Raw genomic sequence first — 19034 nt, forward strand, 5'->3', positions numbered from 1 at the left:
TTTTATTTTTGGCGCTCGGCAAGTTCCGCACGCAGGGCCTGTTTCATCAGCGCGAGGTCAGGCTGTACGCCGGTCCAGAGCTTGAAAGACGCGGCCCCCTGCCCTGCGAGCATGCCTTCGCCATTGATGACGATATGGCCATGCTCCTTTGCTTCGCGCAGAAAACGCGTCACGGCCGGCGTGTAGATAATGTCGTAGACAAGGGCCGTCTTTTTGAGTTTCTCCCAGTCGACCGGTGCCATGCCCTCGACCTTCGGGTACATGCCGAGCGGCGTGGTATTGACGAGCAAATCCGTTGCGGCTAAATGCTCCCGGAATGCTGTATCTTCCCAATGCAGCACGCGGATATCACCGTACGCCGAAAATTCCTTGGCAAGTTTTTCAGCCTTCTGCGGATTGCGCACGCCGAGCGTGATGCGTCCGGCCTTGGCGCGCAGCAGGCCAAAGATGACGGCACGCGCCGCGCCGCCCGCGCCTAAAAGCGTGACTTCTTTGCCTTTCGGGTCAAAGCCCTGCTCCTCAAGCGGCTGCATAAAACCGATATAATCCGTATTACAGCCCATCAAATGGCCCTCGCGGTTCACGACGGTATTGACGGCGCCGATGATGCGGGCATCCTCAGCCACTTCGTCGAGTTCAGCCATGATGGCCTGCTTATGCGGAATTGTAACATTCCATCCCGTAAAGTTCATGGCCCTGAGGCCAGCTACAGCCTCTTTGAGTTTTTCCGGCGGCACGGGAAGCGAGATGTAGACGTAATCAAGCCCTGCCTTTTCGATGGCCGCATTCTGCAGCACCGGCGACAGGGAATGCGCGATGGGCCAGCCCATGACGCCGAGATTTTTAGTCGTTCCTTTGATCATGACGTGTTCCTCTCAGCTCATCAGCCGTGAGCGCGGCGCGTCTTTGTCAGAAGGTCCATCTTGAGCTCATAGTAATCCGGCGTCATATCGAGATAATGGCGGTGCGGATTCTCAAAGCGCTGTTCCTCTTCCCAAATCTCATGGTCGAGCTGCTGTTTGACGTAGTCGCGGATGTCGGCGAGCTTCGGCAGCTCTTCCGTGCGTTTGCCCTGACGGACATAGCATTTGCGCAGGTTCTTGAATGTGCAGTTCTCAAACGAGCGGTTCTTCCACGGTTTCTGTGGGTCGACGTAACGGAACGGCTCCGTGCCGTCGATGCTCTCGCCGCAGTTGGCGATGAGGTCGGCCACGGCATGGCCGTTCTCATCGTAAACGCGGTAGAGGTCCTTGAGGCCCGGATTCGTGATTTTCTCGACGTTCTCCGAAACCTTGATGCGCGGCTCAAAGTGGTCGTCCACGCCGACGGCTGCGAGCTTGTAGACGGCGCCGAAGACCGGCTCCGACTTCGCCGTGATCAGGCGTTCGCCGATGCCGAACGAATCGATGCAGGCACCCTGATTGAAGAGCGAGCTGACCGTGAATTCGTCAAGGCTGTTCGAAACGACAATCTTGCAGTCCGGCAGGCCGGCATCATCAAGCATCTTGCGCACGCGCTTCGAGAGGTACGCGAGGTCGCCCGAGTCGATGCGGATGCCAAGGAGGCGTTTGCCCATCGGCTCGAGGACTTCATGAGCCACGCGGATGGCATTCGGGATACCCGAATGGATGACATCGTATGTGTCGACGAGCAGAATCGTCGCATCCGGATACGTCACGGCGTATTTTTTGAAGGCTTCATACTCATCGCCGTAGAACATGACCCAGCTGTGTGCCATCGTGCCCGAAATCGGAATGCCGAACATCTGGCCAGCGGAGCACGTAGCCGTGCCGACGACGCCGCCGATGTAGGCAGCGCGGGCACCGTACGTCGCGGCATCCATGTTGTGCGCACGGCGGGCGCCGAAGTCCGAAACTGCGCGGCCTGCCGCTGCCTTGCAGATGCGGCGTGCCTTCGTGGCAATCAGCGACTGATGATTGATCTGCGCGAGAATGGCCGTTTCGACGAGCTGGGCATCGATGAGCGGCGCCACAACCGTCAGGATTGGCTCATTCGGATACATGACCGTGCCCTCCGGCAGTGCGTAGATATCGCCCTTGAAGTGGAAGTTCCGGAGATATGTGAGGAATTCTTCCGAGAACATATGCTGCTGGCGGAAATATTCCACGTCTTCATCCGTGAATTCCATATTCTCAACGTATTCAATGACCTGCTCGAGCCCGGCGAAAATGGCAAAACCGCCTTCATCCGGATTCTGACGGTAGAACACATCAAAAGCTACCTGAACATCCTTATCATGATCCGCGAAATAACCATTGGCCATGGTCAATTCGTAAAAGTCCATCATCATCGTGATGTTGCGTTTGTCAAACTGCGTTTGCGTCAATGAAGCCAACCCCTTTGATGCCGTGAAAAAGCACGGCCAAATTTATAGAATGGATTTGGATATTTGGATATACGATATCAATTATATCATTTTCATCAGGGGGATGCAAAGAAAAAGGACCGCATCCCCTTTTCTGACGCGGTCCTTTTAAAAAAATACGCGGTAATAATATAGAAGGAAAACAACCAAGAGCCTCAATATCGTCATATTAATAGCCGAGACTGCGCTTGACTTCGTGGGCAAGCGGCTCCTGCTTGACAAAATGCTCGAGGTCCTCGCAGAACATCGCCACCGTCTTGTCGCGCGTGTAGGCAAGCGTCATCTTGCCCGAGCAGTGCGGCGTCAGAATGACGTTTTTGGCTGTCCAAAGCGGGTCCCCTTCCGGAATTGGCTCCTTGACCATAACATCGAGGGCGGCGCCGGCAAGTTTGTCAGCATTAAGGGCTTCAACAAGGGCGTTCTGGTCAAGCGAATTGCCGCGGCCCACGTTGATGACAAAGGCATCCTTCGGCAGCAGGGCCAGACGTTCACGCGAAATCATATTGTTCGTCTCCTTCGTGCCCGGCAGGCAGAGCACGAGGATGTCGGTCTTCGGCAGATACGTTTCAAGCTCATCCTGTTTGACGACTTCATCGTAAACAGGGCTGCGCTTGCGGCCCGTGCGGCTCACGCCGATGATGGCGGCAGGCTGGAACGACTGAATGCGCTCCGCGTAGCGCGTGCCGAGGTCCCCTGTGCCGACAATCGTGATGCGGCTGCCCTTGATGGAACGCAGCGGCAGGTCGTTGCGCCACTCATGGCGGCGAATCATTTCATCGTATTCCGGATAACGGCGCAGAAGCATCAGCGTCACCATGACGAGATGCTCGGCAATCGTCACGCCGTACGCACCCGAAGAATTTGACAAGAGACACCCTTCGGGCAGCACGCCGGGCTTGAGCACGGGGTCGACGCCCGCGGAAACGCTGCAGAACCATTTGAGATGAGGCGCGGCCAAGGCAAGCTTATGGCCGCCGCCCGTCGCGGCAGCGTAGATGATGTCGACATCGGCCATATGCGGCAGGGCTTCTTCATTTGAGGTGTAGAAGGCCACATTTATCTGATGCTCGGCCGCGGCCTGCCGGATTTTTTCGCGATGGGCATCGTTCATAAAGGAATTGACGACAGCAATATTCATAAGAGAAGGCTCCCTTCCTGTAAAATTCTTGTTTCTATTTTTTATTTCGTCATGATATGGGAAAAGCCTTTTTTGTGAGCAAAAAAGATGTTACAGGGTTACATGCATTTTACGCACATCGTAGCGTGGGGCGGGGAAATGTTTTTCGGCTTCGCCGCTCCGTTAAATGAGCCCCACTTTGGAGATTGACTTTGAAGAAAGTTCGCCGCCTGCCGCGGCGTTCTGACATCGCGGGTTTTAGCAGGATTTTCTTGGGGCTCAGCCCTGCGGGCAGTCACTGCGCGCCTGCAGGCGAAAAACATTCCCCCGCCCCCAGTTTCTTTTTGCTCGCGGGCAGGCGGACTTTCTCCCCTGTGCGCTTCTTTGTTTTGATCTGTTGACATCATTGCTCTTTGCCAAAACAGAGTAGAACTTCGCTCCCTGCCCTAAGCTGCTTCGCAGCGAGGGCAGAGCTCGTTCCTCGAAAATACCTGTCAAGATACGGCTGAACAATGAAGCAACACGACGTAAGCCAGTGGGGCCTGCCTGTAAGCGGAGCTTTGACCGCTGGCGTGAAGAATTTATTTTTTGTCCGCCAGAACCCTTGCGAAAGAGCGTCGTCCAAACGAAGAGCGTTTAGCTCTTTCGTAAGGATACCATAAAAGACAAAAAATAAATTTAGCCACCGGCCACGCGCAGCGTCAGGCAGGCCCCGCTGGCGCCTCGCTTCCACTCACCTCATCCCGCAAACTAAAAATCTGTACACATGTTTGAAAGAACTTCCCTTCCCCTTTATAATAGAAGGTAGTGTATTTTTAGGAGGGATTTTATGCGGAAAATTGCGGTGTATGGAAAGGGCGGCATCGGCAAGTCGACGCTGACGAGCAATCTGGCGGCGGCGCTGGCTGTCATGGGGAAAAAAGTCATCCAGATTGGCTGTGACCCGAAGGCAGATTCAACGATCAATCTGCTTGGCGGCAAATCCTTGCAGTCGGTCATGGGCTATATGCGCGAATTTGATGAAGAGCCTTCAGACCTCGCGGCTATTTCGGCGCGCGGTTTTGGCGGCGTGCTCTGCCTTGAGACGGGCGGACCGACGCCGGGGCTTGGCTGCGCGGGGCGCGGCATTATTGCGACGTTCAATCTGCTTGAAGACCTCGAGCTCTTTGAGCAGGAACAGCCCGATGTCGTGCTCTACGACGTTCTCGGCGATGTCGTCTGCGGCGGTTTTGCCGCGCCGATCCGCGAGGGCTATGCCGAAGATGTCCTGATCGTGACGTCCGGCGAAAAAATGGCGCTTTACGCGGCCAATAACATCGCCACGGCCGTTGAGAATTTTGCCGACCGCGGCTACGCCAAAGTCCGCGGCATCCTCCTGAACCGACGCAATGTCCCGCATGAAGAAGAAAAAGTACAGGCTTTTGCCGAAAAGCACCGCATTCCCATCCTCGCGGACATCCCGCGCAGCGACGCCATCAGCAACGCCGAGGAACGCGGCAAAACCGTCGTGGAAGATAACCCTGAGGACGCGGTCAGTCAGGAATTTTTCGCGCTGGCTAAAAAAATTCTTGCAGATCCCGAAAACAGCTGAAATTTTAGACGGCGCTGCATCACGTTTTAAATTCTGCCAGCCAGAGCAGGACAAGCAGGAAAGACAAGAAAGACAAGAAAGACAGGACAGAAAGGGAAGAAAGGAGCGCTTATGCCAGAAGCCTACAGTATCCCCATAAAAGAACTCGCCGCCCGCATGGCGGCAAAAGGCAGTGCCGGCCTGCCGGACGAGCTGCGCACAGATAGGCACCTCATCTGCAACACGCCGGCCGCGATTGACTTCAACTCGCCCGGCGCGCAGGGCTTTGGCGTCAAGCGCGCGGGCCTCACCATCCCCGGCAGCATCATGCTGCTCGTCTCCCCTGCCTGCTGCGGCCGCAATACGGCGGCTCTTCAGGGCGAAGGACATTACGGCGAACGCTTCGCCTATCTCGAGCTCGACGAAAACGACATCGTCACGGGCCGCCATCTCGCGAAAATTCCTGCAGCCGTCAGGGCTTTTGCGGAAAGCCGCGAAGAAGTGCCTTCCGTCGTCCTGATATGCCTGACCTGCGTCGATGCCCTTCTCGGTACGGATATGGAGCGCGTCTGCCGTAAGGCGGAAAAAACTGCGGGGCTGCCCGTGCGGCCCTGCTATATGTACGCCCTGACGCGCGAGAGCATCCGGCCGCCGATGATTGCCGTGCGCGAGACGATTTACGGTCTCCTGGAGCCACGCAAAAAAAGGCCTGCTCAGGCCAATCTCATGGGCTTTTTCTCGCCTGTCGCGGAAAACTCGGAGCTCCGCGCCTTCCTGCGGCAGGCCGGCATCCGGAAAATCGGGGAACTTGCCAGCTGCCATGCTTACGCAGACTTTCAGGAGCTCGCCGCGGCCAATTTCAACCTTGTGCTGTCAGAAGAAGCGTCTTCTGCTGCCCTGCAGCTTGAAAAGCGTCTCGGTATCCCCTCCATCCGCCTGCAGCGCCTTTATGAAATCGACAAGATTAGCCGGCAGTATCAGGCCCTCAGTAAGATTATCGGGGCTTCTCCTGCCCTGACGGCTCTGGCTGACTGCCGGCAAAGGGCAGAAGCTGCCGTTCATGATTTTTGCCAGCAGCATGATGATGCCGTTATCGCCATCGGCAGCCGCGTAAATGCCAATCCCTTTGAACTCGCGCTGGCTTTTGTCCGCTGTGGTCTGACGGTCCGCGAAATCTTTGCCCTGCCGTCCGCGGCCGATTCTTTCTATATCAAGAGACTGGCAGAGCTCTCGCCCGCTACGCGCATCTACTCGAATCTCGAGCCCACGATTCTTTATTATGAGGAAGATACGTCCGTGACGCTCGCACTCGGCGCCGATGCCTGCACATATCATCCGCAGGCCCAAAAACTGCCTTGGAATGAGCTCGTGCAGCCCTTTGGCTATCAGGCCGTGGAAAGTCTTTTCCACGCCATGACCAAAGCCATGGACCATGACGCTGCAGTCCCGCTGCTAATCAAAGACAGCCTGACTGACGCAAAGCGTCCGGTTACGGACGGCTGCCGAGAGAAACAGGATGCAGCGGCTGAAACTGCCTCATATTCACAGGCCGTGTTTCTCGCAAAAATTCTCGCCAAAGAAACAGAGGCAGCGGAAAAAAATGAGAAACTGCCTGCCGGCCTTTCCCTTGCCCTGCCTCCCTTTGCTCCCGATACTGCCGGTGCCGCTTCGGTGCTTTTCCCGCTCGGCGGCCTTACCGTCATCGTCGACGCGGGCGGCTGCGCCGGCAATATCTGCGGCTTTGATGAGCCACGCTGGCAAAGGGAAGATTTAGAAAAGCGTTATCCAGCAGCAAAATATCCGCACCGGCAAAATGTCCCTGCTGTCTTCAGTGCCGGCCTGCGCGATATGGATGCCATCATGGGCCGCGACGATAAACTTGTTGAGAAAATCGCAGATGCCGCTGAAAAAATCCCTGCGAAATTCGTCGGCCTTGTCAGTACGCCGGTGCCGGCCGTCATCGCCACGGACTTTCGCGCGCTCTGCCGCATGATTGAGAACAAAACAGGGCTGCCGGCCATCGCGGCCGAGACCGACGGCACACATCTTTACGATGAAGGCGCGGGCAAGGCCTATTTGTCCCTGCTCAAAAAATTTGCCACGCCGTCTGCTGACAAAGTAAATAGAGTAAATACGCTGCAGTCCGGCAAAAGGCAGGGCGGCGAAGAGCAGCATGATGAAAAAAGTCAGCCGGACAAAGTCGGCGTGCTCGGCCTGACGCCGCTTGACTTTTCGCCCGCTGCCGAAAAATCCCTGCGCGCTGCGGTGACGGCCGCAGCCGAAAAAACAGGCAGCAAGGCCGTCTTTTTCGACCGGCTCGCTGATTTTTGTCAGGCAGGCAGCCTGCAGAAAGTCATGGTTGTTTCGCCGAGCGGCCTCAAAGCCGCCCGCTTCCTGCAGCGAAGATGCGATATTCCCATCGAAACCGAACTTCCCCGCCGTTTTCTGCAGGATTTTTGCCATGATATCCTGCAGAAAGTCAGGGATGCCGTGAAAGCGCAGCCCCAAAAGTCTATTTCCATCCTGATTGTCCAGCAGCAGATTTTGGCCAATAATCTTCGCAGGGCGATACTTGCGGAACTGGGATACGATGACACCTGCGTCCATGTCGGCAGTTTCTTTGCCATGGACAAACAGCTGCAGGAAAATGGCGACTGCCATTTTAAGGGGGAGCGCGACTTTTTTGCTTATCTTCAGGCGCGTCCCGAGGCTATCGTGCTCGGCGACAAAATTCTGCGGCGCGCGCTGCCGCCTGAATTTACAGGAACATTCATCAAACTGCCGCATTTTGCCCTTTCGGGCCATTACGAATAAATCAGCCTAAAAGCATAAATATATATGAGGAAATTCTTATGTCACGTCTATCACGCTTACAAATCAAGATTTACGGCATCGTTCAGGGCGTCGGCTTCCGGCCGTTTGTCAGCAGACTGGCCGCCGCTCATGAAATTTTGGGCAGCGTCTGCAACAAGGGGCCTTATGTCGAAGTCTTTGCCGAGGGCACAGAGGAAAATCTGCGGGCCTTTCAGCAGGGACTGCGCACAGAAGCACCGGAACGCGCGGCCATCTTGAAAATCGATGCGAAAAAAATTCCTGCTGCGGAGCCATTTTCTTCCTTTGAAATCATCGAAAGTGCCAAGGAACGCGGCGATATCTTTGTCTCGCCCGACATCGCGACCTGCGATAAATGCCGCAAAGAGCTCTATGACCCGCACGACCGCCGCTATCTGCATCCTTTCATCAACTGTACGGCCTGCGGTCCGCGCCTGACCATCCTCGAGGCCATGCCGTATGACCGCGAACGCACGAGTATGCGCGAATTCCCGATGTGCGAAAAATGTCATGAGGAATATGTGACGCCGGAGAGCCGCCGCTACGATGCCCAGCCCGTCTGCTGCAACAGCTGCGGGCCTGAAGTTTATCTTTTGGGACGTGAGGACGTGCGCGGCAAAGAGGCCATCACGGAGACGCGCCGCACGATTGCGGGAGGCGGCATCGCGGCCATTAAGGGCATCGGCGGCTTCCATCTCTGCTGCGACGCCACGAACGAAGAGGCCGTCAGCCGCCTGCGCGCGCTCAAACACCGCCCGCAGAAGCCCTTTGCCGTCATGATGCACGATATGGACGCCGTGCGTGCAGCCTGCGAGGTGGAAGACGGCGAAGAAGAAATGATGACGGGCCACCAGAAGCCCATTCTGCTGCTGCGAAGAAAAGAGGACAGTCCTCTGGCCCCCAGTGTCGCCCCCGATAATCCAAAAGTCGGCGTCATGCTGCCCTATGCCCCTGTCCAAATGCTGTTATTCGATTTTCCGGGTCAGGACGATGTTGAGATGCCCGCCATGCTTGTCATGACGAGCGGCAATCCCTCGGGCGCGCCAATCTGCCATAACGACCGCGAGGCCGCAGAAACGCTCCTGCCCATGTGCGACTGCATCCTCTCGCACAACCGCCGGATCCGGCTGCGCGCCGATGATTCCGTCATGGACTGGTTCGAAGGGAAACCTTACATGATCCGCCGCAGCCGCGGCTTTGCCCCGCTGCCTTTTTTGCTCAGTGCACCCTTAAAAGGTCAGGTGCTTGGCATCGGCGGCGAACTCAAGAACACGTTCTGCCTCGCGAGCAATCACCTATTTTATCCCTCGCCCTACATCGGCGATATGAGCGACCTGCGCACGGTGCTGGCTCTCAAAGATTCTGTCGGGCTCATGGAGTCGCTGCTCGAGAATCAGCCCGAAGTCATCGCCTGCGACCTGCACCCGCGCTACAATACAACGACGGTAGCCGCAGAACTTGCCGAAAAAACAAATGTGCCGCTCCTCAAAATCCAGCATCACTACGCGCATATTCTCTCGTGTATGGCCGAAAACGACTGGCAGGAGCCCGTCATCGGCGTTTCGTTTGACGGCACGGGCTACGGCACGGAGGGCACAATCTGGGGAGGCGAATTTCTGCTTGCCGGTTACGAGGGCTTCAAAAGACTCGGCTCCATCATGCCGTTCATGCAGGCGGGCGGCGACAAATCCTCGCGCGAGGGCTGGCGCATCGCCGTCTCCCTGCTCAAAAACGGCCGCAGCCATGCAGAATGGCAGAAAATTGTGCAGGAACTTGGCCTCTGCAGCGAGCAGGAATTTAAGGCCCAGTCCTTCATGCTCGAAAAAAATGTCAACTGCATCGAATCGACGAGTGCCGGCCGCCTGTTTGACGGCGTCAGCGCGCTTTTAGGCCTTCGCCGCCGGTCGACATTTGAGGGCGAAGCCTCGATGGCCCTGCAGTTTGCCGCGGAAAGCTGGGAAAAAGAGCAGTTTGACGCCGGAAAATCTCCTATTGAAGAACTTTTTGAAGAACTTCATGGTCTCGCGGATTTTGCAAAGCCCATAAATGCGGAGGAAAGCCCTGCTAAAAAGCTCAAAAAAGCCGCCGACGGCCGCTTCCTGCTGCCGAACGACGCCCTTTTTGCGGAGCTCTACCGGCTGCGTCGGCAGGGAGAAGCCCCCAAAATGCTTGCCTATCTCTTTCATGCAGCTCTTGCTGAAGAGATTCTCTCTGGCTGCGAGCGTGCGCGCGCAATTTCCGGCTGCCATGCGGCGGCCCTAAGCGGCGGCGTCTTCCAGAATCTCCTCTTGCTGCGCCTTGTCAAAGAGCGTCTGCAGCAGGCGGGCTTTACGGTCCTGCAGCACAGCCTGATGCCGCCCAATGACGGCGGCATCTGTGTCGGACAGGCAGCCTATGCCATGTATGCGCTGCAGAAGCAGGCCAAATCGTGAGATCAATTTGTTTTATATATTTAGGAAGGAAGTCTTATCATGTGTGTCGGATTGCCAGCTAAAGTCGTGAGTCTCAAAGACGGCATGGCCCTCGTCGATGCCTCGGGCGCGCGCCGCGAAGTCTCGGCCGAACTCCTAACGGATATCGACCCCGGCGACTACGTCATGGTTCATGCAGGTCTCGCCATCGCCAAAATCACGGCCGATGATGAAGAAGAAACGAATACTCTGCTGCAGGGTCTTGATGAGCAGGAGGAAATAGACGGATGAAAAAAGACGCTGCCCAGCGGGCGCTTGCCATCATAAAAAATTATCAGGGCCCGAAAATCCGCATTATGGAAGTCTGCGGCACGCATACGCATGAAATATTCCGGCTCGGCATCCGCAGCCTGCTGCCCCAAAATATTGAGCTGATTTCAGGGCCGGGCTGCCCCGTCTGCGTGACGCCGGTTTCCTATATCGATGAGGCGATTTTTCTCGCTTTGGAGAAAAAAGCCGTCATCTGCACATTTGGCGACCTCATGCGCGTGCCGGGCACAAAGGGCAATCTCTACGATGCGCGCAGCCAAGGCGGCAAGGTCCAAATCGTCTACACGCCGCTCGATGCCGTGACATATGCGGCGGAGCATCCCGAGGAAGAAATCGTCTTCCTCGCCGTGGGCTTTGAGACGACCACGCCGATTTCGTGCCTCGCCGTCAAACGCGCGGCAAAACTCGGTCTCAAGAATTTTTCCCTGCTCACGGCCAACAAGACCATGCCGGCCGCCTACAAGGCCATGGCGAGCCACACGGACGCCTATCTCTACCCCGGCCATGTCTGCGCAATTACGGGCACAAAACTTCCGGAAGAGCTCACAAAACAAGGAATTTCCGGCGTCGTCACGGGCTTTACGGCCAGCGAGCTTTTGACGGCCATCGCGGTCATTATCGAAAAAAGCCGGCAGGGAAAGCCGTTTTTCGTCAACTGCTATCCGCGCGTCGTAAGGCCTGAGGGCAATCCAGCGGCCTGCGCGCTTATCGAAGAATACTTGGAGCCCTGCGACTCCGAATGGCGCGGCCTCGGCGTGCTCAAAAAGAGCGGCCTGCAGCTGCGCGAAAAATACGCGGCCTTCGATGCCCGCAGACATTTCAGGCTGCCAAAAATCGAGGGCCATGCCAATCCGGCCTGCCGCTGCGGCGAGGTGCTGCAGGGGAATATCAAGCCGATGGACTGCCCGCTCTACGGCAAAATCTGCAAACCGGAGCATCCAATCGGCGCCTGCATGGTCTCGCGCGAAGGGGCCTGCTCCGCTTACTACCGCTACGGCACAAAGCAGGCTTTTTCGCTGCCAAAAGACTAGGGGGTGTCACCATGCTGAAGCGGCTTTTTCCGCCAACTTCACAAGTTGCTGATGCAACGGAGCCGTCCGGGCCTGTTTCCGTTCTTCTGCGCGAGGCAGAGTATCCTGCTCCCTTCCCGCACGCCCTCGAGTACTCCGCGCCGTGCCGCGGCACGTGGAACATCGTGCATACGGGCATGCGGATTCCCGGGACGCATCAGATTTTCATCTGCGCCTCGGGCTGTCTGCGCGGCGTCGTGCTGACGGCCGCTGAAATGGGGCTCATGGGAAGGTTTTCTTCCCTTGAACTGCACGAGAACGACTTGACGGGACGCGACAACGAAATGCTGATCATCGAGGGCGTCACGGACATTCTCGCGCGCCTGCCCTACAGGCCGCGTGCCATCCTGCTGTTTCCGGCCTGCGTCCATCATTTTCTCGGCTGCAATCTGCGCTTTGTCTATCAGACACTTCGCAAGCGTTTCCCTGACATCGCGTTTGCCGAATGCTTCATGGACCCAATCCGCCAGACGCGCCACTTAAAGCCAGAAGAACGCCTGCGCCGCGCCATCGGCCGCCTGCTGCCGGAGCTGCCAAAGGAAAAGCAGGTCTCGATTTTCGGCAACAATTTAAAGACCGACAGGGACAGTGACTTCGTGAAACTCCTGCAGGCGGGCGGTTTTGCTATACGCGATATGTCGGACTGTCAGAGTTACGACGAATTTCAAAAACTCGGCGCCTCAAGGCTCAACCTTTATACGAATCCCTTTTCCGTACCGGCCGTACAGGATATGAAAAAACGCCTGCAGCAGGATTTTTTCTATCTGCCGCAGACATGGGACTTTACAGAAATCGCAGCGCTCCTAAAAGAACTGGCCGCAAAGCTCGGCCTGCCCTGCCCTGATTTTTCGCACGAACAGGCAAAAGCCGAAAAAACTTTGCAGGAAGCACGGGCTCTTATCGGCAGCACGCCTCTGGCCCTCGATTTGTCGTTTACGTTCCGCCCGTTTGGCCTTGCAAAGCTCTTGTGTGAGCACGGCTTTGCCGTCACAAAAATCTACAGCGATGCCGTAAGCCCTGAGGAAGAAGAAGATTTTTACTGGCTTAAGGAACACCACGGCAATATCGAACTCTGGCCGACAAAGGCCCCTCTTTTGCGCGTGCTCAAAAGGCCGGCCGCGCCGCAGGACGGAAAACCGGCTCTGCTGGCCCTCGGGCAGAAGGCCGCTTATTTCAACAATACGCCGTATTTTGTCAATCTCGTCGAAAGCGGCGGGCGCTGGGGCTTTGCCGCCGTGCAGAAACTCGCCCTCGATATGATGGCTGCATACCAGCAACCTAAAGATATCGAAGCAAATGTCAGCCGCAAGGGACTTGGGGGGCCGTGTATCTTATGAAACATATGAAACAAACTGCCAGCATCATCTCCACGTATTCGGCCGATACCTTCGGCGTCTGCTCGGCACTTTATGAGCTCGGCGGCATGGTCGTCATCCACGACCCCTCGGGCTGCAATTCGACGTATACGACGCACGACGAGCCGCGCTGGTTCCATGAGGACAGCCTGATTTTCGTCTCGGCCCTCACGGAGCAGGACGCGATTCTCGGCAACGACCGGAAACTCGTCGACGATATCGTCACGGCCGCCCGCGAGCTAAAGCCGCGTTTCATCTGCCTGATTCCCTCGCAGATTGCCCATATGATCGCGACGGACTGCCGTGCCCTCTGCCGCATCATCGAAAAAAAGACCGGTATCCCCTCGTTCACGCTGCCGACGAACAGCATGCATTACTACGGGCGCGGCATATTTTTTGCACTTGAAAAGATTGCGGACTTTGTCTGCCAAAAAGCAAAACAGACAGGCTTTGCCGGCCGGCAGCAGGGCAATCATAAAGAAAAGGTCCTTCCCGATGAAGATAACGGAACGGATGGAGCCAGCAAAAAAAATCCTGCCGCGGCTCCTCCATTTACGGAGGAAGTTCCTCTTAAAATCAATTTGCTCGGCGCGACGCCGCTTGACTTTGCCATGAACGGCAGTGTTGATTCCATCAAAAAATGGCTCGAACGTCAGGGCCATATGGTAAAAAGCTGCTGGGCTATGGGCAGTTCTTTTGACGAGATTTTATCGTCCTATGATGCCGACTGCAGTCTCGTCCTGAGTTACGGCGGACTCGGTGCGGCAAGAAAAATGCAGCAGGAACTCGGCGTTCCGTATAAAGTCGGTCTGCCCATCGGCGGGAAATTCTCCCCTGTCTGCGGCGCCGCTGCTTTGCCTATTTCTGCATCACCCTGCTCTCGGGCAGCACAGCCAACTTTCGCGAAAGAACGCAGCAAATCTTTTTCAGCAAATGCCGCTAGGCCGAAGCAGCCTCAGAAAATTTTCCTGATTGGCGAGACGGTCTTTGCCGAGTCGCTGGCCGCGGCCTTAGCAGAAAAAATCGGCTTTTTGCCCACGGTCATTGTGCCGATGGAAACCGAGGCCGAAATCTGCACGTATGACACCCTGCAGCTGACCGACGAAGCCGAGCTCGTGCCCGTGCTGAAGACAGCGGACCTCGTCATCGCCGACCCGCTCTATCGGCCCATCTGCCCGCCCGCTGCTGCTTTCGTGCCTTTGCCGCACACCGCGTTCTCGGGACGCCTGTATCTCAAAGAAATCCCGAATCTCATCGAAGAAAATGTTTTTTCGGACTTTGCCCAAAAAGTTCTGGCCAAACTGCAGGAAAAAAGCGTATAATGGAGACAAATCGCCGCGAATCATCTGTTTCCTTCAGACATGTGTATATGTGCGAACGAGGCGGCCATTGGGGCATAGCCAACGCTCCGCGCAGCAGGCTGAAGCTTCCCTTATGGCTATGCTCCAATGGCCTCAGGTCTATCTCTCATTTTCAAGATAAAAAGGAAATTTTATGCTCTTAACAATCGCTCATGTCTTCGCTTACGCCATCATTCAGACGTTTGGCTTTTCGATTTTCACGCTGGCCCTGCAGCGTCTCGGCAAAATTCGGCGCCTCTACAGACTCAAGGCCTTTTTCTTTCTGCTGCTCATGAATGCGGCGGGCACGCTGACGTACGGAGAAGCCGCGTGGCAGCGCGTGACCACGCCCATGGCCGCAGGGATTTTCCTCATCGGCATGGTCTTTTTCTTCGGCAGCCATCTTTATTTAGGATGGAAACATATCCGCAAATAAAAAACTCCCCGTCATGGGGAGCTTTTTTTATGGGAAATTACAGACGCATCTTGAAATCTTCGTAGCCAAAATGGCGGACAGTCTGCCAGCTGCCGTCTTTTTTGCTCGCGATGATGTCGGGCAGCGGCATGCCGTTGAAGGTGTTGTTCTTGACTATCGTGTAGATGGCCATATCGCCAAAGACAATGCGGCCGCCGACAGCGAGTTTTTCGTCAAACGAATACGTGCCAATCGTATCGCCGGCCAGACACGTCGGCCCCGCGAAGGTGTACGTATGGGCCTTTTCGTGCGGCCCGCCGCTGCCGATAACGGGCGGACGGTACGGCATCTCGATGACGTCAGGCATATGGCAGGCCGCCGAAGTATCGAGAATAGCAATGCCGTCGCTTTCCCTGCTCTTCTGGATGTCGAGCACTGTCGCGACGAGGAAACCGGCATTGAGCGCCACGGCCTCGCCGGGCTCAATGTAAATGGTAAGATTGTAGTTCTCCTGCATATGGCGGATGCATTTCTTGAGGAGCGCAATATCGTAGCCTTCCCGCGTGATGTGATGGCCGCCGCCAAAATTGAGCCACTTCATCTGCGGAAGGTATTTGCCGAATTTCTCTTCGACGGCCTCAAGCGTCACCGCGAGGGCATCGGCGCCCTGTTCGCAGAGTGTATGGAAGTGCAGGCCCTCGAGTCCTGCGAGCTTGTCTTCCTCAAAATCGCGCAGCCGCACGCCGAGCCTTGAGCCCTCGGCACACGGGTCGTAAATCGCGTGTTCCTGTGTCGAGCGTTCGGGATTGATGCGCAGACCGCACGAAACACCTTTGGCCACGGCCTCGGGGCCGAATTTTTCCCACTGGGCAAACGAATTGAAGAGGATATGGTCGCAGATTTTCACGAGCTCAGGAAAATCTTCCTCTTTATACGCCGGCGAGAACACATGATTCTCTTTGCCCATTTCCTCATGACCAAGTTTTGCCTCATAGAGGCCGCTGGCTGTCGTGCCCGAGAGATACTTCGCGATGAGCGGATAGTAATGGTACATCGAGAAGCATTTCTGCGCAAGCAGCACATGCGCGCCCGTGCTCTCCTCAATCTCGTGCAGGATAGCGAGGTTGTGCTCTAAGAGGTCTTCCGCGACGACATACGACGGCGTCGGCACTTCGAGGCATTCCGGACGGTAAAGCTCCTGTAACGTTTTCTGCGCGCCCATCAGTCGACGAGCTCCGGATGAAAGCTTTCCTTCCATGGCAGGCCCCATTTATTGAGGGCATCCATGAACGGGTCCGGGTCGAACTCTTCGATGTTCTTGACGCCGGGGCCCTTCCACGTACCGTTCATGATGAGCATCGCGCCAATCATCGCGGGCACGCCCGTCGTGTACGAAACGGCCTGCGAGCCGACTTCCTTATAGCATTCCTGATGGTCGCAGACGTTGTAGAGATAGTACGTCTTGTCCTTGCCGTCTTTCTTGCCGCGGAAGATGCAGCCGATATTCGTCTTGCCCTTTGTGCGCGGGCCGAGGCTCGCCGGGTCAGGCAGCACAGCCTTTAAAAACTGCAGCGGGACAATCTGCTTGCCCTCAAATTCAATCGGCTCAATCGACGTCATGCCGACATCTTCGAGGCATTTGAGGTGGTTGAGATAGCTTTCACCAAACGTCATAAAGAAGCGGATGCGCTTGATGCCCGGGATGTTGAGACCGAGGCTCTCGAGCTCTTCGTGGTGCAGCAGGTACATGTCCTTCGGTCCGACTTCGGGGAAATTGTAGACGCGCTTGATTTCCATCGGCTTCGTCTCGACCCAGTGGCCGTCCTCCCAGTAGCTGCCGTTGGCCGAGACTTCGCGGATGTTGATTTCCGGATTGAAGTTCGTCGCAAACGGATAGCCGTGGTCGCCGGCGTTGCAGTCGAGGATATCGATGTAGTTGATTTCGTCAAAATGATGCTTGAGCGCATAGGCCGCAAAGACGCCCGTGACGCCCGGGTCAAAGCCTGAGCCCAAAAGTGCCGTGATGCCGGCCTTCTCGTAGCGCTCACGATAAGCCCACTGCCATTTGTACTCGAACTTCGCCGTGTCCTCCGGCTCGTAGTTTGCCGTGTCGACGTAATTCGTCTTCGTCGCGAGGCAGGCATCCATGATGTGCAGGTCCTGATACGGCAAAGCGAGGTTTAAGACGACGTCAGGCTTAAATTCGTTAATCAGTGCGATGAGTGCGTCGACATTGTCGGCATCAATCTGAGCCGTCTGGATTTTCGTTTTCGTCGTGCCCTCGAGTTTTTCCTTCAGCGCGTCGCATTTCGACTTTGTACGCGAGGCAATCATGATCTCGCTGAACTCGTCCGAATTCTGGCAGCATTTGTGAATGGCGACACTCGCAACGCCGCCGCAGCCGATGATTAAAGCTTTTCCCATATTAAGGCCTCCTGATAATAATGTAGTTATGTATGTAAATCTTAAACGGACCCCTGATGTTTTTGCAGTCAGAGATACGGTTTTTCCAAACAGAGCAGCATTTCGCGCAGCAGCTTCAGGGCCGTGGCCGTCGACGCGCCGCTCGGGTCGAGTGGCGGTGAGAGCTCGACCATGTCGCAGCCGACGATATGGCAGCCGCGGATGACGCGCAGCGCCGCGGAAAGAAGGTCCGTAAAGCGCACGCCGCCCGCCTCCGGCGTCCCCGTGCCCGGGAAACACGAAGGGTCGAGCACGTCGAGGTCAATCGTGAGGTAGACGGGCCTGCCCTTGAGACTTGCAATCGTCTCGTCAAGTCCCGCAAAGCTGAACTTCTGGATATGCGTATGGCCTTCTGCCGACCAATACCATTCCGCACGTTCGCCGCTCCTGATGCCAAACTGATGGATGCGGCCATCGCCAAGAAACTCCCAGATGCGGCGGATGACCGTCGCGTGCGAGAGTCGGTTGCCGAGATATTCCTCGCGCAAATCGGTATGCGCGTCAAAATGAATCAGCGCAAGGTCGGGATATTTTTCGTAGACGGCGCGGACGGCCGGCAGAGACACGAGGTGCTCGCCGCCGATTAAAAATGGCAGCTTGCCATCCCCGACGATATCGCGCGCACAGGCTTCGATATCGCGCAGAGCCATTTCCGTATCGCCAAAGCAGAGCTCAAGGTCGCCGCCGTCAAAGACCTTCGCATCCTCGAGGTCGAGGTCCTGATACGGACTGTACGTCTCAAGGCCGTACGACTCCGCGCGCATCGTGCGGCTCGCAAAGCGCGTGCCCGGACGGTACGACGTCGTCGAGTCAAATGGCGCGCCGTACAGCACGATGCGGCTCTCTTCATAATCGTTCTCGCAGCCGAGGAACGTCTCGACATTACGCTTCCGGTTCAACATCTCTTAACATCTCCTCCACATAGTTCGGCAGGGCAAAAGCCCCGGCATGCAGCTGTGTGTTGTAATAGCGCGTCTTAAGGCCGAGAGCGTTCCAGCGCACCCAGTTGACGTCCCTGACCGGATGGCGTTTTTTCGAGGCAAAGCCAAACAGCCAGTGCCCCGAAGGATACGTCGGGATATGCGCCTGATAAACGCGGCTTATCGGGAACGAATCGACAATGCGTTTATGCGCGCGCTGCATCGCGTACGCATCCTGCTGATAAAACGGGCTCTCATGCTGATTGACCATGATGCCGTCCTCACGCAGGGCCTTATAGCAGTTGCCGTAAAACTCCTTCGTAAACAGCCCCTCGCCCGGCCCAAACGGGTCCGTCGAATCGACGATGATGAGGTCGTAGGCATTTTCCGCATGACGCACATACTTCAGCCCGTCCTCATAATGAATGCTGACACGCGGGTCGCCAAGACACCCTGCCGTCTGCGGCAGATACTTTTTGCAGACCTCGACGACGAGCTCATCGATTTCTACGAGATCGATATGGCGAATCGTCGGATAACGCAGCAGCTCGCGCACCGTCCCGCCATCCCCGCCGCCGATGACCAGCACCTCACGCGCGTCGGGATTGACGCACATCGGCACATGCGTGATCATCTCGTGGTAAATGAACTCATCCATCTCCGTCAGCATCATATACCCGTCAAGCGTCAAAAACCGCCCGAACTCCTTCGAATCAAAAATATCGATGCGCTGAAACTCACTGCGCCCCGAATAAAGCTGCCGGTCCACCTTAATCGAAAGCCGGACATTCGGCGTATGGTTCTCCGTAAACCAAAGTTCCATCT

Annotated in this window: 15 protein-coding genes; 8 read left to right on the plus strand and 7 right to left on the minus strand. The window is 56.2% G+C overall.

The features are described 5' to 3' along the window. Positions 1-2: 2 nt before the first annotated feature. The 3 genes from ACE419_RS03895 to ACE419_RS03905 all read right to left on the minus strand — a co-directional run bounded on the left by ACE419_RS03895 (position 3) and on the right by ACE419_RS03905 (position 3524). A complete protein-coding gene (locus ACE419_RS03895; RefSeq protein WP_435721075.1) occupies positions 3-863 on the minus strand; it encodes a shikimate dehydrogenase in 861 nt (286 codons plus the stop codon). Positions 864-883: 20 nt separating this feature from the next. After that, the gene (locus ACE419_RS03900) at positions 884-2347 is read right to left on the minus strand and encodes a nicotinate phosphoribosyltransferase (protein WP_432647452.1); all 1464 of its coding nucleotides are present in this window, start codon (positions 2345-2347) and stop codon (positions 884-886) included. A 208-nt stretch (positions 2348-2555) separates the two neighbouring features. After that, positions 2556-3524 (minus strand): D-2-hydroxyacid dehydrogenase, encoded by a 969-nt coding sequence (locus ACE419_RS03905; RefSeq protein WP_432647453.1) that lies wholly within the window; start codon positions 3522-3524, stop codon positions 2556-2558. Between the two features lie 808 nt (positions 3525-4332). On the opposite strand from ACE419_RS03905, the gene ACE419_RS03910 reads away from it, so the two are divergent. The 8 genes from ACE419_RS03910 (at position 4333) to ACE419_RS03945 (ending at position 14847) form a co-directional block, all read left to right on the plus strand. Beyond that, positions 4333-5094, plus strand: coding sequence for a nucleotide-binding protein (locus ACE419_RS03910; RefSeq protein WP_435721076.1), 762 nt, complete (start codon positions 4333-4335; stop codon positions 5092-5094). A 111-nt stretch (positions 5095-5205) separates the two neighbouring features. Continuing rightward, positions 5206-7887: a nitrogenase component 1 gene (locus ACE419_RS03915; RefSeq protein WP_435721077.1), complete on the plus strand. Its 2682-nt coding sequence runs from the start codon at positions 5206-5208 to the stop codon at positions 7885-7887. A 38-nt stretch (positions 7888-7925) separates the two neighbouring features. Beyond that, on the plus strand, positions 7926-10337 hold the full coding sequence (gene hypF / locus ACE419_RS03920; RefSeq protein WP_435721078.1) for a carbamoyltransferase HypF: 2412 nt from the start codon (positions 7926-7928) through the stop codon (positions 10335-10337). Between the two features lie 39 nt (positions 10338-10376). After that, complete coding sequence (locus ACE419_RS03925; RefSeq protein WP_432648521.1) at positions 10377-10607, plus strand: HypC/HybG/HupF family hydrogenase formation chaperone; 231 nt, start codon at positions 10377-10379, stop codon at positions 10605-10607. Continuing rightward, a complete protein-coding gene (gene hypD / locus ACE419_RS03930) occupies positions 10604-11677 on the plus strand; it encodes a hydrogenase formation protein HypD (RefSeq protein WP_435721079.1) in 1074 nt (357 codons plus the stop codon). Before ACE419_RS03925 ends, hypD begins: the two co-directional genes overlap by 4 nt. Before the next feature lie 11 nt (positions 11678-11688). After that, entirely contained in the window at positions 11689-13053 is a 1365-nt protein-coding gene (locus tag ACE419_RS03935) for a nitrogenase component 1 (RefSeq protein WP_435721080.1), read from the plus strand. Next, complete coding sequence (locus tag ACE419_RS03940) at positions 13050-14393, plus strand: nitrogenase component 1 (RefSeq protein ID WP_435721081.1); 1344 nt, start codon at positions 13050-13052, stop codon at positions 14391-14393. Before ACE419_RS03935 ends, ACE419_RS03940 begins: the two co-directional genes overlap by 4 nt. Positions 14394-14565: 172 nt before the next feature. Beyond that, positions 14566-14847: a hypothetical protein gene (locus tag ACE419_RS03945; protein WP_435721082.1), complete on the plus strand. Its 282-nt coding sequence runs from the start codon at positions 14566-14568 to the stop codon at positions 14845-14847. A gap of 37 nt (positions 14848-14884) precedes the next feature. Here the strand turns inward: ACE419_RS03945 and nspC are convergent, their stop codons facing one another. The 4 genes from nspC to speE all read right to left on the minus strand — a co-directional run bounded on the left by nspC (position 14885) and on the right by speE (position 19032). Further along, entirely contained in the window at positions 14885-16048 is a 1164-nt protein-coding gene (nspC, locus tag ACE419_RS03950) for a carboxynorspermidine decarboxylase (RefSeq protein WP_435721083.1), read from the minus strand. Next, positions 16048-17250, minus strand: coding sequence for a saccharopine dehydrogenase family protein (locus tag ACE419_RS03955; RefSeq protein ID WP_432647903.1), 1203 nt, complete (start codon positions 17248-17250; stop codon positions 16048-16050). Before ACE419_RS03955 ends, nspC begins: the two co-directional genes overlap by 1 nt. Before the next feature lie 68 nt (positions 17251-17318). Next, entirely contained in the window at positions 17319-18191 is an 873-nt protein-coding gene (gene speB, locus ACE419_RS03960) for an agmatinase (protein ID WP_435721084.1), read from the minus strand. Then, positions 18172-19032 carry a polyamine aminopropyltransferase gene (gene speE, locus ACE419_RS03965; protein WP_435721085.1) on the minus strand — a complete coding sequence of 287 codons (861 nt, stop codon included), beginning with the start codon at positions 19030-19032 and terminating at the stop codon, positions 18172-18174. The genes speB and speE overlap by 20 nt, the downstream gene beginning before the upstream one ends. Positions 19033-19034: the final 2 nt, after the last annotated feature.

This window comes from Mitsuokella apri, assembly GCF_047974105.1.
Taxonomy (GTDB): Bacteria; Bacillota; Negativicutes; order Selenomonadales; family Selenomonadaceae; genus Mitsuokella.

Excerpts from the sequence above, each read along its gene's own strand:
- ACE419_RS03895 (WP_435721075.1), bottom strand. The coding sequence starts at position 863 with ATGATCAAAGGAACGACTAAAAATCTCGGCGTCATGGGCTGGCCCATC.
- ACE419_RS03905 (WP_432647453.1), bottom strand. The coding sequence starts at position 3,524 with ATGAATATTGCTGTCGTCAATTCCTTTATGAACGATGCCCATCGCGAA.
- ACE419_RS03910 (WP_435721076.1), top strand. The coding sequence starts at position 4,333 with ATGCGGAAAATTGCGGTGTATGGAAAGGGCGGCATCGGCAAGTCGACG.
- ACE419_RS03915 (WP_435721077.1), top strand. The coding sequence starts at position 5,206 with ATGCCAGAAGCCTACAGTATCCCCATAAAAGAACTCGCCGCCCGCATG.
- hypF (WP_435721078.1), top strand. The coding sequence starts at position 7,926 with ATGTCACGTCTATCACGCTTACAAATCAAGATTTACGGCATCGTTCAG.
- ACE419_RS03925 (WP_432648521.1), top strand. The coding sequence starts at position 10,377 with ATGTGTGTCGGATTGCCAGCTAAAGTCGTGAGTCTCAAAGACGGCATG.
- hypD (WP_435721079.1), top strand. The coding sequence starts at position 10,604 with ATGAAAAAAGACGCTGCCCAGCGGGCGCTTGCCATCATAAAAAATTAT.
- ACE419_RS03935 (WP_435721080.1), top strand. The coding sequence starts at position 11,689 with ATGCTGAAGCGGCTTTTTCCGCCAACTTCACAAGTTGCTGATGCAACG.
- ACE419_RS03940 (WP_435721081.1), top strand. The coding sequence starts at position 13,050 with ATGAAACATATGAAACAAACTGCCAGCATCATCTCCACGTATTCGGCC.
- ACE419_RS03945 (WP_435721082.1), top strand. The coding sequence starts at position 14,566 with ATGCTCTTAACAATCGCTCATGTCTTCGCTTACGCCATCATTCAGACG.
- nspC (WP_435721083.1), bottom strand. The coding sequence starts at position 16,048 with ATGGGCGCGCAGAAAACGTTACAGGAGCTTTACCGTCCGGAATGCCTC.
- ACE419_RS03955 (WP_432647903.1), bottom strand. The coding sequence starts at position 17,250 with ATGGGAAAAGCTTTAATCATCGGCTGCGGCGGCGTTGCGAGTGTCGCC.
- speB (WP_435721084.1), bottom strand. The coding sequence starts at position 18,191 with ATGTTGAACCGGAAGCGTAATGTCGAGACGTTCCTCGGCTGCGAGAAC.
- speE (WP_435721085.1), bottom strand. The coding sequence starts at position 19,032 with ATGGAACTTTGGTTTACGGAGAACCATACGCCGAATGTCCGGCTTTCG.